Origin of the sequence: Streptomyces sp. NPDC048196 (assembly GCF_040652715.1) — a bacterium.
GTDB lineage: Bacteria > Actinomycetota > Actinomycetes > Streptomycetales > Streptomycetaceae > Streptomyces > Streptomyces siderophoricus.
Genome location: NZ_JBEZMM010000001.1, coordinates 253102 through 268331, shown reverse-complemented (window position 1 = coordinate 268331; position 15230 = coordinate 253102). Strand labels below are relative to the sequence as shown.

12 protein-coding genes and 1 tRNA gene are annotated in these 15230 nt (G+C 73.2%); 9 read left to right on the top strand and 4 right to left on the bottom strand.

Features of this window, described 5'->3' with window-relative positions:
* Positions 1-3: 3 nt before the first annotated feature.
* Entirely contained in the window at positions 4-1065 is a 1062-nt protein-coding gene (locus AB0E02_RS01315) for a CoA ester lyase (protein ID WP_362134679.1), read from the bottom strand.
* A gap of 177 nt (positions 1066-1242) precedes the next feature.
* Between AB0E02_RS01315 and AB0E02_RS01310 the strand changes: the two genes are divergently transcribed.
* Positions 1243-2085 (top strand): endo alpha-1,4 polygalactosaminidase, encoded by an 843-nt coding sequence (locus AB0E02_RS01310; protein WP_362134677.1) that lies wholly within the window; start codon positions 1243-1245, stop codon positions 2083-2085.
* A 52-nt stretch (positions 2086-2137) separates the two neighbouring features.
* On the opposite strand, the gene AB0E02_RS01305 is transcribed toward AB0E02_RS01310, so the two are convergent.
* A complete protein-coding gene (locus tag AB0E02_RS01305) occupies positions 2138-2476 on the bottom strand; it encodes a hypothetical protein (RefSeq protein WP_030409900.1) in 339 nt (112 codons plus the stop codon).
* 133 nt (positions 2477-2609) lie between these two features.
* Here AB0E02_RS01305 and AB0E02_RS01300 point away from each other — a divergent pair, with 133 nt between their 5' ends.
* Complete coding sequence (locus tag AB0E02_RS01300; RefSeq protein ID WP_362134674.1) at positions 2610-3797, top strand: Xaa-Pro peptidase family protein; 1188 nt, start codon at positions 2610-2612, stop codon at positions 3795-3797.
* Between the two features lie 163 nt (positions 3798-3960).
* Positions 3961-4677 carry a hypothetical protein gene (locus AB0E02_RS01295; RefSeq protein ID WP_362134672.1) on the top strand — a complete coding sequence of 239 codons (717 nt, stop codon included), beginning with the start codon at positions 3961-3963 and terminating at the stop codon, positions 4675-4677.
* Between the two features lie 30 nt (positions 4678-4707).
* Here the strand turns inward: AB0E02_RS01295 and AB0E02_RS01290 are convergent, their stop codons facing one another.
* Positions 4708-5967 (bottom strand): LuxR C-terminal-related transcriptional regulator, encoded by a 1260-nt coding sequence (locus tag AB0E02_RS01290; RefSeq protein WP_362134670.1) that lies wholly within the window; start codon positions 5965-5967, stop codon positions 4708-4710.
* Positions 5968-6102: 135 nt separating this feature from the next.
* On the opposite strand from AB0E02_RS01290, the gene AB0E02_RS01285 reads away from it, so the two are divergent.
* From AB0E02_RS01285 to AB0E02_RS01270, 4 genes are all read left to right on the top strand, one after another.
* The gene (locus AB0E02_RS01285; RefSeq protein ID WP_362134668.1) at positions 6103-7017 is read left to right on the top strand and encodes an NADP-dependent oxidoreductase; all 915 of its coding nucleotides are present in this window, start codon (positions 6103-6105) and stop codon (positions 7015-7017) included.
* A 222-nt stretch (positions 7018-7239) separates the two neighbouring features.
* Entirely contained in the window at positions 7240-8619 is a 1380-nt protein-coding gene (locus AB0E02_RS01280) for a M64 family metallopeptidase (RefSeq protein WP_362134666.1), read from the top strand.
* A gap of 284 nt (positions 8620-8903) precedes the next feature.
* Complete coding sequence (locus AB0E02_RS01275) at positions 8904-9464, top strand: DinB family protein (protein WP_362134664.1); 561 nt, start codon at positions 8904-8906, stop codon at positions 9462-9464.
* Positions 9465-9606: 142 nt separating this feature from the next.
* Positions 9607-9930, top strand: coding sequence for a hypothetical protein (locus tag AB0E02_RS01270; protein WP_362134662.1), 324 nt, complete (start codon positions 9607-9609; stop codon positions 9928-9930).
* 372 nt (positions 9931-10302) lie between these two features.
* On the opposite strand, the gene AB0E02_RS01265 is transcribed toward AB0E02_RS01270, so the two are convergent.
* Positions 10303-12666, bottom strand: coding sequence for a DUF4132 domain-containing protein (locus tag AB0E02_RS01265; RefSeq protein WP_362134660.1), 2364 nt, complete (start codon positions 12664-12666; stop codon positions 10303-10305).
* Positions 12667-12843: 177 nt separating this feature from the next.
* Here AB0E02_RS01265 and AB0E02_RS01260 point away from each other — a divergent pair.
* Together AB0E02_RS01260 and AB0E02_RS01255 are read left to right on the top strand one after the other, a co-directional pair.
* A tRNA-Pro gene (locus AB0E02_RS01260) sits at positions 12844-12915 on the top strand.
* A gap of 3 nt (positions 12916-12918) precedes the next feature.
* Positions 12919-15225: a hypothetical protein gene (locus AB0E02_RS01255; protein WP_362134658.1), complete on the top strand. Its 2307-nt coding sequence runs from the start codon at positions 12919-12921 to the stop codon at positions 15223-15225.
* Positions 15226-15230 lie beyond the last annotated feature (5 nt).

The following is a 15230-nucleotide window of genomic DNA, read 5'->3' as shown; positions in this document are numbered from 1 at the left end:
GACCTACTCCTTCTCTGCCGCGGCGTAGGCGTCGCGCAGCTCGGGGTCGCGGGCGGCGAGGGCGTCGGCGAGCTGGGCGACGACCTGGCACTGCTTGTAGGTGGCGTCGTCCTGCATCTTGCCGTCGATCATCACCGCTCCGGTGCCGTCGCCCATGGCGTCGATGACCTTGCGGGCCCAGGCGACGTCGGCGGGGGACGGGGAGAACACCCGCTTGGCGATGGCGATCTGCACCGGGTGCAGGCTCCAGGCGCCGACGCAGCCGAGCAGGAAGGCGTTGCGGAACTGGTCCTCGCAGGCGGTGGTGTCCTTGATGTCACCGAACGGCCCGTAGTACGGCAGGATGCCGTGCGCCGCGCAGGCGTCGACCATCCGCGCGAGGGTGTAGTGCCACAGGTCCTGCTGGAAGGTGGCCCGCGGCGCGCTGCCGTCCGCCCCGTGCGGGTCCTCCCGTACGAGGTATCCGGGGTGGCCGCCGCCCACCCGGGTGGTCTTCATCCGGCGGCTGGCGGCCAGGTCGGCCGGGCCGAGCGAGATGCCCTGCATACGGGGGCTGGCGCCGGCGATCTCCTCGACGTTGGCGACGCCGGTGGCGGTCTCCAGGATGGCGTGCACCAGGATCGGCCGCTGGATCCGGGCCTTCGCCTCCAGCTGGGCGAGCAGCCGGTCGACGTAGTGGATGTCCTCGGCGCCCTCCACCTTCGGCACCATGATGACGTCCAGCTTGTCGCCGATCTCGGTGACCAGCGTCAGGAGGTCGTCCAGCGCCCAGGGCGAGTCCAGGCTGTTGATCCGGGTCCAGAGCTGGGTGTCGCCGAGGTCCGTCGCCTTGGCGACCTTCACCAGGCCGGACCGGGCCGCCTCCTTGCGGTCGGCGGCGACGGCGTCCTCCAGATTGCCGAGCAGTACGTCCACGGTCGGCGCGATGTCCGGCACCTTGGCCGCCATCTTCTCGTTGCCCGGATCGAAGAAGTGGATCATCCGGGACGGCCGGAAGGGTACTTCGCGCACCGGTGCCGGTGCACCGACGGCCAGCGGGCGGAAGAAGTCCTTCGGAGAGCGCATGCAGTCTCCCTGGTCGGATAAAGAGGGGTGCGGGCCGCCGCCGGCTGTCCGGCGGCGCCATCGGGCCCTCACTCTAGGCCCGCGGAACGGTAACGCTACTGGTCAGTACCTGTGCTGTTGGTCACCGAACGCAGCGCGGCGGTAAGGAACATCGCCTTCGCACCTAAGATCCACTTCGTGCAGCTTCGCCCTTCCCGCCCCACCCGCGCCCTGCTCCTGGCGCTGTCCCTGCTGCTGCCGTTCGGCGCGGCGTGCTCCACCGGCCGCGGCCCGCAGGACACCGGCGCGGCGACGCCCCGCGCGGTGCGACCGCCGGCCGCGGACGCGGAGTTCGACTACCAGCTCGGCGGCCCCTATCCGCCGCCCGGCGGCGTCCGTGCGGTCTCCCGCGACCGCACGGCGAAGCCCGCCCCCGGCCGCTACAACGTCTGTTACGTCAACGCCTTCCAGGCCCAGCCGGACGAGACCCGCAACTGGCAGCAGCGCCACCCCGACCTGCTGCTCCGGGACGCGGACGGCAGGCCCGTCGTCGACGAGGACTGGGACGAGCCGCTGTTGGACATCTCCACGGCCGCCAAGCGCACGGCACTCATGGACGTCGTCGGCCCATGGATCGACGGCTGCGCCACGGCGGGTTACGACGCGGTGGAACCGGACAACCTCGATTCCTACGAGCGCTCGGACGGCCGGCTCACCGCCGGGGACGCGGCGGCCTTCGCCCGGCTGCTGGCCCGCCGCGCCCACCAGCGAGGTCTGGCCGTCGCCCAGAAGAACACCGCCGACCTGCTGCCCCGCCGCCGGTCCATCGGCTTCGACTTCGCCGTCGTCGAGGAATGCGCCCGCTACAAGGAGTGCGGCGATTTCGCGGACGCCTACGACGACCGGATCTTCGTCATCGAGTACCGCGGGCAGGACTTCGCCGCCGCCTGCCGCACCTGGGGCCCGAGGCTCTCCGTCACCCTGCGCGACCGGGACCTCCGGCCGGCCGGCACCAAGGGGTATGTCGACCGCCACTGCTGACGGCGGGTCGGGCGGCTACCCGCGAGCCTCCGCGCCCGGCCGGTGGCCACTCCTACGCCGTCTCATGTCCGGCCGTGCCGTTGATCCGCTCGATCGCCTGCCGGGCCTGCTCCTGGGGGGAGCGGGCGGGCAGCGGGGACACCGTGGTGGAGGTGACCGCGGGGGGCGTCCGCTCCTGGGGCACGGTCTTGACGGGCGCGGCCGGCGGCCGGATCCGCAGCCGGTGGGCCGCCGCCTCGTCCAGCGTCACCGGGCGTTTGAACCGGGCGGCGAGCCGGGTGGCCTCCTGGCCGAGGGCGGCGACGTCCTCCCACTGGAGGCGGACCACCAGCGACAGTTGGGCATCACCTTCCGGCAGGGCCTGGAGCTGCGGGCTACCGGCGTCGGTCATGGGCGCTCCTCACTTCGTCGGCCCATGCCCCCGTGGGGCACGGTTGCCGGAAGATACGGACGACGGCCCGCGGGCGTTCACTTCCCGTCAGATCCGGTGAGAGGCAGGGCACCACCCGGGGCAGACTGGACGTATGCCGCATCTTCCTCCCCAACCGCCCCAGCAGCCCGACCCGTCCCACGGCCTGCCCGAACCCGGTTTCCCGCCCGAGGAATACGCCCAGCGGCTGGCCGGTACCCGGGAGGCGATGGCGCGCGACGGACTGGATCTGCTGCTCGTCACGGCCCCCGAGGACATCCACTACCACTGCGGCCTCAACCACCAGGGGCACTTCGCCGTCACCGCCCTCCTGCTGCCCCTCGACGGGACGCCCGTCCTCGTCGAACGGGCCATGGAGGGCCCCACGGCCCGCGCCCAGACCCATGACGTGGCGCACCACGGTTACGGGGACGGCACCGCTCCGGCCGAGGCGCTGGTCGACGCGCTCGCCCAACTGGCCCGGCCCGCACAGCGGGTGGGATACCAGGCGGAGGCCCTCACCCTGCCACCCGCCGTGTGGGACCGGCTGCGCCGCGACGTCCCGGTGACCTGGACGGACTGCGGCGATCTGCTCGTCCTCCGGCGGTCGGTGCACACCGCCCGCGAGATCGGCCACCTCCGCACCGCGGCCCGGCTCTCCGACACGGCCATGGCCGCCGGTCTCGCCGCCGCCACCGCCGGGGCACGGGAGAACGAGGTGGCCGCCGCGGTGCACGACGCCATGTTCCGGGCGGGCGGTGACCTGCCTGGCTTCGCCCCGCTGGTGCGCAGCACCGACCGGCTCGACCAGGAGCATCTGACCTGGACCCGGCGGGAGTTCGGGCCCCGGGACGGCGTCTTCCTGGAGCTGTCCGCCGCCTACGGGCGCTACCACGCACCCCTCGCCCGGCTGCACCACCTCGACCCCCGGGAAGCGGCCCGGCACCGCCCGGCGGCCGAGGCATCACGGGCGGCGATGCGGGCCCTGTGCGCGGCGCTGCGCCCGGACCGCACCGCCGAGCAGGTCTTCGGCACCTGGCGCGCGGCCGTCGAGGAGGCGACCGGCCGGCCGTACCGCCGCCACCACTGCGGGTATCTCGTCGGCATCGGCTTCCCGCCGAGCTGGATGGGCGGCACCCGCACCCTGCGGCCCGGCAACCCGCTGCGGCTGCGCGCCGGCATGACGTTCCACGTCCAGTCCTGGGTACTGGACGAGCGGCTGGGCACGTACGCGTGCTCCGACACGGCGCTGGTCACCGACGACGGCTGCGAGGTGCTCACCCGTACGCCGTATCCGAACTGAGCCGGCGCGTCACCACCGCGCGCCCCGCCCCCGAGCGTCCGAACCGTGCGCCCGGACTGTGCCACGGGCGCATTCCCGGCGTCCTGAGTGCGCCCTGTCGGGCGGTCGCACCCAGCCGCCACCATGGGGCGGTGCAGCCCACAACCGGCTTGGAGGCCGACTGATGGACGCAGGCCGCCTGTCCCGTCTCGACGACGCCGTTTACGAACAACTCGTCCTCGACAACGCCCACCCGCCCGCACGGGACCCCGAAGTGTGGGCGGCCCTGATCGACCCGGCGCTCATAGACCGCACCCGCGACGCCCTCAACGCCCTCTTCCAGCGCAGTTCGTCGGTGCTGCGCAAGCGGCGCGAGGAGCGCGAGCGGTTCCGCCTGGAATGCTTCGCCCGCGGGCCGGCCGGCAAACAGGAGTGGTTCGCCTCGAAGCGGGAGTACGACGCCTGGCGGCACCGCGCGGCGAACTTCAGCCGGACAGTGCAGAACGCCCTGTCAGAGATCAACAAGGCGAAGAAGGAGCTCAACCGCTCCATGAACCACCAGGTCGCCCAGAACCACCGCGACCGGCTGCGCGACCTGGCCTGCGCGGTGCACCGCCACCAGGCCGCGCACGCCCGGTCCGGCGGCATCGCCGACCAGGCCGACTACGAACTCTGGCGCACCCTGGACCGGATCACCGTCCCGATAGGGCCGGCGAACGAACCGACCTCGCTGCGCACGATGCTCGACATCTACTGGAGCGAGGTGACCCCGGTGGACGAGAACGAGGAGCGCCGGGCCCACGCCGAACGGGCGATGCGCGCGGCACCGGCCGGCCAGGCGGCGCGGTTCAGCGGCGTGCCCAAGGCCCGGCACGTGGGCAACGGCAAGCACCTCGCGTAGCGGGCGCAGCGGCAGCCGCGCCCGGGCCCCTCACGCCACGGCGTGGAAGAGCGCCGCCGCCGCGCCCCGCGACTCGACACCCAGTTTGGTGAGGATCTTGGCGACGTGGAACTTCACCGTCGACTCGCTGATGTGGAGTTCCTGGGCGATCGCCCGGTTGCGGTGCCCGAGCGCGAGCCGCGCCAGCACCTCCAACTCCCGTTCACCCAGGGCGATGAGGGGGTCGGGCGCGGGGTCCTGGGAGACCCGCAGCGGGATCGTCGCCGAGACCGTCGTGCCCCAGCCCGGCACCGCGTCGACGTCCAGGCGCCCCTTGAGGACGTCGAGCCGGTCCCGGACCCGGCCGGGAGCCAGGGCGTCGGGGGTGAGGGTGCCGGGCCCGTCGTCCCGTACGGTCGCGCGCAGTTCGTCGTCGTTGATCTGCCAGCAGACATGCACCCGGGTCACCGCCTCCTGCTCCAGTGCCTTCATCAGCACGGCCCGGACGACCGCCCGCGCGGTGTGGGCGACGTCGGCCGCCAGGGTCCGCACGGAGTCGGGCGCGCCCAGTTCGAGCCGTACGGGGCTGTAGCGCACCAGCGGCCGGAGGGATTCGGCGAGCCGGGCGAAGGCCTGGTCGGCCGGCTCCTCGGCGATCTGCTGGTCCCGTTCGGCCTCGGCGCGCAGTTCGACCAGGGCGGAGACCGCCAGGTCCGTTGCGGTGGCGCGGGCGGCCGCATCGTCCAGGGTGCGGCTGCGCAGGACACCCAGCACGCCGGTGAGCGCGGCCGAGTACGCCTCCCCCAGCTCGGCGATCACCCGCGCGCGGGTGCCCGCGGCGGTCCGCGAACGGGCCAGCGCACCGGGCATGGCCTCCGCCGCCAGCCGTTCGAAGTGGCTGGTGACGATGTCCCACAGGGCTTGGGCGAGCGCGGTGACGCGTCCGTCGACCGGAGTGGCCGCGGTGTCCCGCACCAGCAGCAGGACCGCGCCGCGGGGCGTCGCATGGCTGGTCACGGCGAGCACCGGCCGCTCGGCCCCGGCCAGGTCGAGCGTCCCCTGCCACGGCCGGCCCGGGGTGCCGGCAGCGAGCAGCGGGGCCAGGTCGGCGGTGGAGAGCCGTCCGGTGATCTCCGGGTCGCCGGCCGTCTTGAACGGTGAGTGCGCGCAGTGCGTGGAGAGTTCGGCCGCCGCCAGGTGCGGGACCGCCTCGGACAGCACCTCGGAGAGCCGCGGCAGGATCTCGCCCAGCGGCCGGCGGATCACCTCGTAGGCGGCGGTCAGGGCGGGGACGGCTCCGGTCAGCTCCATGGTCGTCAGCCTAGCCAGCCGCGGCGGGACGGGCGCTGGACTTTTGGCCAGGGGGGACTGGCCCGATGGCCGGGGACCGGACGCTCCCCCGGGGGCGAGGCTGGAGCCCTCACACCACCAGCGGGGAGATACACCATGAAGGCGATCATTTACCACAGCTTCGGCGGCCCGGAAGTGCTCACGTTCGGGGAGACCGAGAAGCCCGAACCGGGCCCGGGACAGGTCCGGGTGAAGGTGGTGACGGTCGGCGTCAATCCACTGGACCACAAGCGGCGTTACGGCTGGGTGGAGCAGCACTACCCGACCACGTTCCCCGCGGTGCCCGGTCTGGAGTTCGCCGGGATCGTGGACGCGCTCGGACCGGGCGACCAGGAGGTGTCCGTCGGGGACGAGGTCTTCGGCTGGACCAGCACCGGCGCCTACGCCGAGTACGCCCTCGCCGGCGACATCGTGCCCAAGCCCGCCGAACTGTCCTTCCGGGCCGCGGCCGCGCTGCCCGTCGCCGGGGAGACCGCGCAGCGGGTGCTCGACCAACTGGGCCTGGCCGAGGGTGAGACGCTGCTGCTGCACGGGGCCGCGGGGGCGGTCGGCCAGGTGGCCGTCCAGTTGGCGGTGGCCCTGGGCGCCACGGTGGTGGGCACGGCGTCGCCGGCCAACCACGACTTCCTGCGGGCGCTCGGCGCGACACCGGTGGCGTACGGCGAGGGGCTCGCGGACCGGGTCCGGGCCGCGGCCCCGCATGGTGTGGACGCCGTCTTCGACGCGGCCGGCCAGGACGTGCTGCCGCTCTCCATCGCCCTGCGCGGCGGGACGACGGACCGCATCGTCACCATCGCCGACCCGAACTCGGCCGAGCACGGCGTGCCGTTCTCCGCGGGCGGTACGCCGTCCGAGCAGGTGCGCTCGGGCCTGGTCCGGCACGGCCGGCTGGCCGTCGAGGGCCGGCTGTCCGTACCGGTCGTCGAGACCTTCCCGCTCGCCGAGGCCGTCAAGGCCCAGGAGCTGAGCGAGGCGGGCCATGTACGGGGGAAGCTGGTCATCGAGGTCTGAGCCGGGCGCGTCCGCCCGTACCGGGTGACCTGGGTGCCGTCACGGTCCGCGAGGCCGTGGCGGCTTTCCCGTTGCCCGTGGGGATTTCCGTTATTCCTGCGCTCTCCTGTGGTCCCTGCGCATTCCCGTTGCTCTTGTCCTTCCGACCCTCTACGTTGAGCGGCGCCTGAACAAGGCTCAACTCACCGCTTTGGTGGTGACGTTCGGAAGGAATAACCCCCCATGCTCAGACGTTCCCCCTCCATACCCGGCACCGGTCGGCACCGTGGTGCCACCGGACACGGCCCGCGCCGCCCGTCGCTGCGCACCTCCCTCTCCGGCGCACTGGCCGTCGCCGCGCTGGCCGCCACGACGGCCGCGGCGAGCACGGCCCAGGGCGCCACCACGGCCCCCTCCTCCCCGAAGGCCCAACCCACCCAGCAGGTCGAGTACTTCACCGGCCCGGGCGGCCACCCCCGGCACACCTCCGTAGCGGCCCCGAAGCCGCTGTCCCGCTCGCAGAAGTCGGCGATCGCCGCGGGCGACGGCGATGTCACGCCGATCGTCCAGAACGGCCCGATCGGCAGCAAACTGGACGTCGTCTTCGTCGGCGACGGCTACACCTCCGCCCAGCAGGAGGACTTCCACGCCGACGTCCGCGCCAAGTGGGCGAAGATCAGTGCCGTGGAGCCGTACGCGTCCTACACCGGCCAGTTCAACGTCTGGGCGGTGGACGCCGTCTCCCACGACTCCGGTGTCTCCGGTGACCCGACCCAGGACGTGGTCCGGGACACCGCCCTCGGCTCCGCGTTCTTCTGCGACGGGACCGAGCGGCTGCTCTGCGTCGACACCGGGAAGGTCGAGGCGTACGCCGCCAAGGCCCCCGCCGCCGACCTGGTCGTCGTCCTCTCCAACTCCACCAAATACGGCGGCGCCGGCTACAACGACATCTCCTCACAGGTCGGCTACGACGGGATCGCCACCGCCTCCTCGGACAACGACCGGTCCGACCAGATCGCGGTGCACGAGACCGGCCATTCGCTCGGGAAGCTCGCCGACGAGTACGACTACGGCCAGTCCGGCACCTACTCCGGGCCCGAACCCCAGCAGTCCAACCTCTCCACGCTCTCCGCCGACCAGATGGCCGCACAGCGCCAGAAGTGGTACCGCTGGCTCGGCCGGCAATCCCCGGACGGCGGCGCCGTGGGTGCCTACGAGGGCGGCGGCTACTACCAGTACGGGCTCAACCGCCCCACCGAGAACTCGATCATGCGGAGCCTGGGCCGGGAGTTCAACCTCCCCGGCCGGGAGGCGATGATCGCGGGCTTCTACCGGTTCGGGAGCGTGCTCAGCAGCCCGCTGGCCACCGACCGGACGCTCACCCGCGGCACCCGCATCCATGTCACCGTGCCCGCGTCCGCGCAGCTCAAGTGGTACGTCGACGGCCGGGAGCGGAAGTCCGCGCGCGGCCGGACCACGGTCGTCCCGCGCGCCCTGGGCGTCCCGGCCGACGGCCGCCGGCACACCGTCACCGCCCGTGCCGCCGACCGGACCGCCGCGGTCCGCGACCCGGCTGTGCGCCGGCTGATGTCGGGCGCACTGAGCTGGAAGATCGCCCCGTAACGGCCTCCGGGGCCGCCTCCGGGATCAACCACCGTCCGCTGGGCGGCGGTTGACCCCGGGGAGCCCCGGCGGCAGAAACCGTCCCTCCCTGCCGGCTCCGGAACTCGGAGCGGGGGAGGGGCGGTGGGCCGGTAAATGCGCAGGTCAGCGGCGATTGTCAGTACCCCCTGGCACACTCGGCGGTATCCACATCCGGAACTGTTCGCGTCCGAGAGGGCACGACCGCGAAGCGGGCCCCGATGCCGGGAGACCGGCACCGGGAGCACGACGACGGGAGCCGCACGATGACCGCCCGACCGACCACCACGCAGAGCCCTGCGCACTACTCCCCCCAGCTGGACAGCGACACCCGCCGCCCGACACCCGCGACGGGTGGGGAGCGGGAGACGCTGAGTGCGGTGCTGGACTGGCACCGCGCGACCTTCGCGCTGAAGTGCGCCGGCCTGTCGGCGGAGCAGCTCTCCCGGCAGGCGGTGCCGCCCTCCGGACTCTCCCTGCACGGCTTGGTCCGGCATCTGGCCGGCTGCGAACGCTGGTGGTTCCGGATCCAGTTCGCCGGCGAGGAGGTGCCGTTGCTGTACTACTCCGACGACGACCCCGACCAGGACTTCACCTCGCTCGACGGTGATGTCGACGAAGCCTTCGCCGTCTGGCGGGCGGAGTGCGAGCGGTCACGGCAGATCGTCACCTCGGCAACGTCGCTGGAGGAGACCGGCATCCACAAGAGAACCGGCGAACCGGTCTCACTGCGCAGCATCCTGGTGGACATGATCGCCGAGTACGCCCGGCACAACGGCCACGCCGATCTGCTGCGCGAACGCCTCGACGGCACCATCGGCCGATGAGCCCGATCATGGAGAGCACCCCTCACGTGTGACTCAGGTCACACAGAGGGGTGTCATACGTCGAAGAGCCCTTCTCCGTGTACGGGGTGACGGGCCCCGCACGGGGGCCGGACCTACGGGGAAAGGACATCACGTGCGTAACATGCGTAACAGGCGAGTTCTCACCACCGCGCTGGCGGCCGCCGCGCTCACGGTTGCCGGTCTGGGCGGTGCGGCCCAGGCCCACGCCACCACCGGCGCCCGGACGGCCACGCTGTCCCACGCCACCGCGGCCAAGCCCGCCGCCGTGCGGCAGCAGGTCCGGCCGATGGACGGTCCGCCCGGCACCGTGTGGACCGGCAAGAAGTTCTGGACCCTCAGCGGCTGCCAGGCGGCCGGCACGGACCTGGTCGCCAGCGGCAAGTGGGCCGACCCCTTCTGCGACGGCTCGGGCCTCATGTGGGACCTGTGGGCCCGTCCGCTCTAGGCCGCTCCTAGCCGCTCCGAGTCGCTCTGAGTCGCTCCGGGTCGTTCCGGAGTGGCTCTGGGGTCGCTCTGGAGTCGCTCAAGACAGCGGTAGGCCACTGGTAGGCCACCGGTGGGCCACTGGTAGGCCACGGTGGGCAGTTGACAGGCAACCGGTAGGCCACTGCGGTCCCCAGCGGACCATCCGCATCAACGGCCGTCCCCGCGCAGATCGCGGCTGCGCGGGGACGTCGCCCTTCCGGCCACGGTCGAAGCCGCCAGCATCTCGTGGGCCACGACCGAAGCCCCTCCCGTATCTCGTGGACCACGGCCGAAGCCCTCTCGTGCCTCGTGGACCACGGCCGAAGCCCGCCGTGTCTCGGGGGCCACTGCCTCACATGAGGTGTTCCACCGTGCGTACCACGCGTTCCAGCAACGTCTCGTCGTACGGCAGGAACGGCAGGGGGACGGCCCGTCGCCCCGTCGGCAGGGTGATCTCCACCGGATCGCCGTCGCGGGTGACCCGTCCGGTGGCCAGGTGAATGGCATAACGCCCGTCCAACAGCAGCTGCCGGGCGCCGAGTTCGACCCGGCCGGACGCTATCTGTGCGGCCAGGATGCGGCGCAGCGCCTCCTTGCGCATCCGTGCGCCCTCGCCCAGCGGCTGGTCGTAGAGGCGGTTCAGCTGCTGCCAGGCGCCTGGTTCATGGGCGTGGGTCTCGCACCAGCCGAAGCTGCCGGCGCTGACGAGCAGATCGACGGCGCGCAGGACCTCCGAGAGCCGTACGGCATCGACCTCCGCCAGTGGTTGGGGACTTCCGTCGGCGCGATAGAGCTTGACCTCCATGGCCTCCGCCCAGCCACTGGCCCCGGGATAGAGAGACCCGGCGATCACGAAGCAAGCGGTCAACTCGCCCACCGGCAGGACGAGTACCTCGTCCTCGATGTTCCAGCCCTGCCGCACGGCCAGCCCCAGGACCGCCTCGATCCGCAGCAGATGTCCGTGGAACATGATCGTGGAGTGGGCGGAGCCCGTGCCGCCGCCGTCACCGGTGGTGCCGCATCCGGGGGCGCCGTCTCCGATGGCCTCGTGTCCGGTGGCCTCGTGTCCGATGGCCTCGTGTCCGGTATCGCCGTCTCCGGTGGCGGACTCTCCGGTGGCCCCGGGGCGGTAGTGCTCCCGGTAGGCCTGGCGGAACGGCTGGCGCAGCCCCAGCTCCGCGATGCGGTCGCGCCAATAGTGCCGTTCGACGGCGGTGGCGCGGGCCGGATGCCAGAGCCGGACCGCGGCGGACCCGGCCGGCTCGGGGGCGTCGTCGGCCGGTCCGGCCGCGGGCAGGACGGCCCGCCACTCCCCCGGCGCGTGCTCGACCTCCCAGATGAGGCGGTGAGCGGTGCCACGGACCACGGCACTCTGGTCGAGGGCATCGCGCCAGCGGTCGTACCGATGGACGGTGCCCTCCAGATAGCCGCCTTCCACTCCGCGGATCAGCGTGCGTATCTGGGCGCGTGCCTTGGCCAGGAGGTCACGGGCGGCCGCGACCTCGTCGGGGTGGTCCCGCCGGGCGGCGGCCGGCAGGGACTTCAGGGCGCGGCCCTCGGCACTCTCCCAGGTCAGGGTGGCCTCCTCGCCGACCGTGAGCACGGCGGTGTACGGGCCGCAGGGGAGGCGCCGGACACCGTCCGCATCGAGGCCCAAGTCGGTCAGGCGGAGGGCGAGTTCGGGACGCCGGGCGAGATGACGCTCGGCGCGCCGCAGTGTGCGGTCGAGCTTCTTGGTGACGCCCGCGTGCCGGACGACGCGTCGGGCCTCGCGCAGTGCGGCGACGGCCTCGGGGGTCGGGTGGGCCTCGACGGCCTGCGCCAGACCGATACAGGCGGCCTGCGACGGCAGGGTCTTGGCGGTGGTCGGGGCCACGGCGCTGTGCGGCAACAAGGTCGCGAGGAGCTGCCCGGCCCATGGTTCGTCACGCCGCAGGGCGCGCCGGGCCGCCCGCCACAGGGTGTCGGTGTCGGAGGCGGTGAAGGCCTTGTCGGCGGCGTACGGGATCCGGCCGGCGTGCAGGGCGGCGAGGTGGTCAGCTGCGGTGCTCAGCACCTGGCGGGCCAGCTCGGTGTGCAGTTCCTCGGCGGACGGCCCGAGCGCGGCGTCCGTCAGCAGTGGCCACTCGCCGGTCAGTGGTGCGTACCGCCGGTCCTCGGCGACCAGGGCCCGTTCGCGGGGGCCCGTCGCGAGCAGGATCTCGATCTCCGCGGAGCGCAACGGACTGTCGGCGTACAGCTCCCGCAGACGCCCGGCCAGCTCCCGTTCGGCATCCGGGCCGGCCAGCGGGGCCACCGCCAGGGCGGCATCGGCGGTTTCGTCGGCCCTGCGCCCGGCGACCTCCACCAGGACGGCCGCGGGCTTCCTCAGCGCCTCCTCGTCCCAGGCTTCGGTGCAGCGCAGCAGGCCACCGGCCGCGAACCGCACATCGCGGGGCCGCGGGGACTCGGCCAGCGCCAGGAAGAGTTCGGTGAGCGTGCGGGAGGTGAACGAGGGCTGCACCTTCGTCCAGGTGACCTCGCGGGCGACCTGGCGGGCGTGGTCGGGCGCGTCCTCGGCGGCGAGGGTGCGGTACGCGACCGGCAGCAGCATGCCCAGCTCCGCCGACGTCAGCTGCGCACAAGCGGCCCAGAGGCCTCCGGACCACGCGGCGTCCTGCGGCGGCCCGGTCATCGCGGCGCGCAACTGGGCCGCGTGCGGTGACAGTTCGTTCATGTCGACGACCGTAACCGCAGGGTCTGACAATACCCCCTGACCTGCAGCGCAGCCGGCGAACCCGGCCGCACCGGCCGCCTTTGCCGGCCGGTTCGGGCGCCCCGCGCGGTGCATTCCCCGCTCCCCCGGAAATGTGTTTGCCCGACGACTTCCGGGCCGCCTACGCTCCCCGATCATCGACGTGTAGCTCAACAGCAGAGCACCGGGCTCGGGACCCGGAGGGCGCGGGGGCAGCACCCGCCACGTCGGCTTATGAACGACGACGCTGAGCAGCAGCTTCCCTTCGCCGGTGGACCTCCCTACGCCCAGGCGCAGTTGGCCAGGGCCTTCGGCACCGCGCTCACCCATGAGGACGCCGCCACCCGCCGACGCGCCGAGGAGCGGATCCGCCGCTGGCGGAGCGTGCTCGACGGAATCGCCGGCGGCCGCCTGTCCGTGGGGTCGCGGACCCCGGTGGCGGGCCTGCCGGCCTGGGTGACCCCGGAGGTCGTCCGCGGCGGCTTCGCGACCGGTGCGGCGAGCGCCGGCGGTCCGCTGCTGCCGTACGAGCGGGACGCGGCGCGCCGGTCGGGCGTTCCGGCCGAGCGCCGGGCGCTCTTCGCGTACTCCCTGACCGAGGCCGGGCTGGCCGGACTGTGCCGGCTGCTGGACGACGGGTGCTACGAGGTCGCGGTGCCCGAGGAGGCCGCGCTGCTCACCGTGGCCTGGTTGGTGCGCTCCGGGCAGGTGGCCGAAGCGCTGGAACTCGTCGACGTACTGGAGCCGTTCGCCGGGCAGTTGCGGTTCTTGCCGCGGCCGACCGCGGCGCCCGCGCCGGACGCCTCCACCGTGCACCGCCGGACGGTGGGCGAGGCCGGGCAGGCCCTGGCACGCCGTCGGCCGCATGCGGCCGTCGAGGCGCAGCGCGAGGCGCTCATGGTCTGGCAGCCGTTCGCCGATGAGCTGCTGGCCCACTGGCTGGAGACCGCCGAGGGCGGCCGGGTGTTGGTCCGCACCCCCGGCGAGGACTGGCTCGCGCGCGGCGCGGCACTGCTGGACCGCTACCGTCGGCTGGCCGCGGTCCACACCCGTTGCGGCAAGCACCGCAAGCCCAAGGAGAACCTCGCCATCCTGCGTGCCTCTCTGGAGACCACCGTCGCCGGGCGGCCCCTCGATGCCCGCCGGCTCGGTCTGCTGCGGCACGCCGTGTCCTCCATGGTGCGACGACGCGGAGCCCCCGGTTCCGTTCCGCATTCGGCGCTGCGGGCGCGGCAGGCGGCCCAGGCGGCGCTGCCGTCCCATCACGCTCTGGCGCAGCTGGTGCTCCGCCGGCTCGGCGATCTGCCCCAGGACGTGGGGGCGGCCGATGTCGAGTCGCTGGTCGTCGCGGTGACGGAGGAGGAGCACCGGGAAACCGGACTGCCCGTGGGAGCCGCGGTTCCGGCGGCGATCCGGCAGGTCGTCGAGTCCACGCTGAGCGCCCCGGTCGGCACGCTCATCGAGCGCGGTGTGGTGCCGTCGGCGGAGGTACTGGCCGAGCTGGTGCCCCAGTTGGTGGCGACGACGACCGCGCGAGCTTACGCGGACGCGGCGCTGCGGCGCCTGATGGCGGCGCATTACCGGGCGTTCACGCGCCGCCGTTCGCTGCTGCTGCTCAACCTGGAACGTCAGGTGCGGGTCGAGGAACTGCCGTGGGTGCGGGCGGTGGCCGGGCAGCGGGCGGCCGACACCGCCCAGGACGACGCGCTCAGCACGCTGCGGCACCTCGGCGAGCTGGCCGTCCAGGGTTTCCCGGGCACGCTCCTGCCCAACCCGCTGATCCGTGAACTCGGTTCGCTGGCCCGCCAGGCCGACCTCGACGTCCCTCTGGTGGAGGAACTCGCCGCGGACATCTTCATGGGCACGTTCTCCCGCAAGTTCCTCACGGCGGCGCGGATCGCCGGCGAGCTGCTGGGCGGCACGCTCTACGAGCGGTACTACGGCATCGACTATGCGGCGCTGCGCAATCTGGCGATCGTCGAGACGAGCACCGCACTGGTCCTCGGCCACCAGCCGCGGACGTCGCCGGGTTTCGCCCGGTTGTGCGGCGAGCGGGCCGGGGCCCCCAGGCATGGCTCGGTGGCGGAGTGCGGTGCGGTGATCGAGCAGGCGCAGATCCTGACCACGCACAATCTGGCCACGCTGGTCGGCCGGATCGGCATCGCCCCGGAGCCGGGCCCGGCCGATCTGGCACGGCGCTGCTTCCGAACGGTGTGCCGGCTGACGGCCCGGGTGCACGACCACCCGCGGCCGCTGGCGACGATCAAGGACGCGGCGTACGCCTGGCGCCACCTGGTGTTCCATCTGGCGCTGTGCGACCCGGGCGAGCAGGCCCGGGTGCTGGCCCGGTTGGACGAGGAGACGGCCCGCCATCCATGGCATGTGGCCGCCCGGCTGGCGCCCGCCGTTGCCGGCCTGCGCCTGGTCGCCGGGGGTGGCGGCTTCGGACCCGACGGTACGGCCCGGGGCGGCGCGGCCCGCCGTTTCCTGGGGTGGAGCGCGCGGGGCCGCCACTGGCTGAGCGCCCCGCCCGCCGTGTAAGGCAC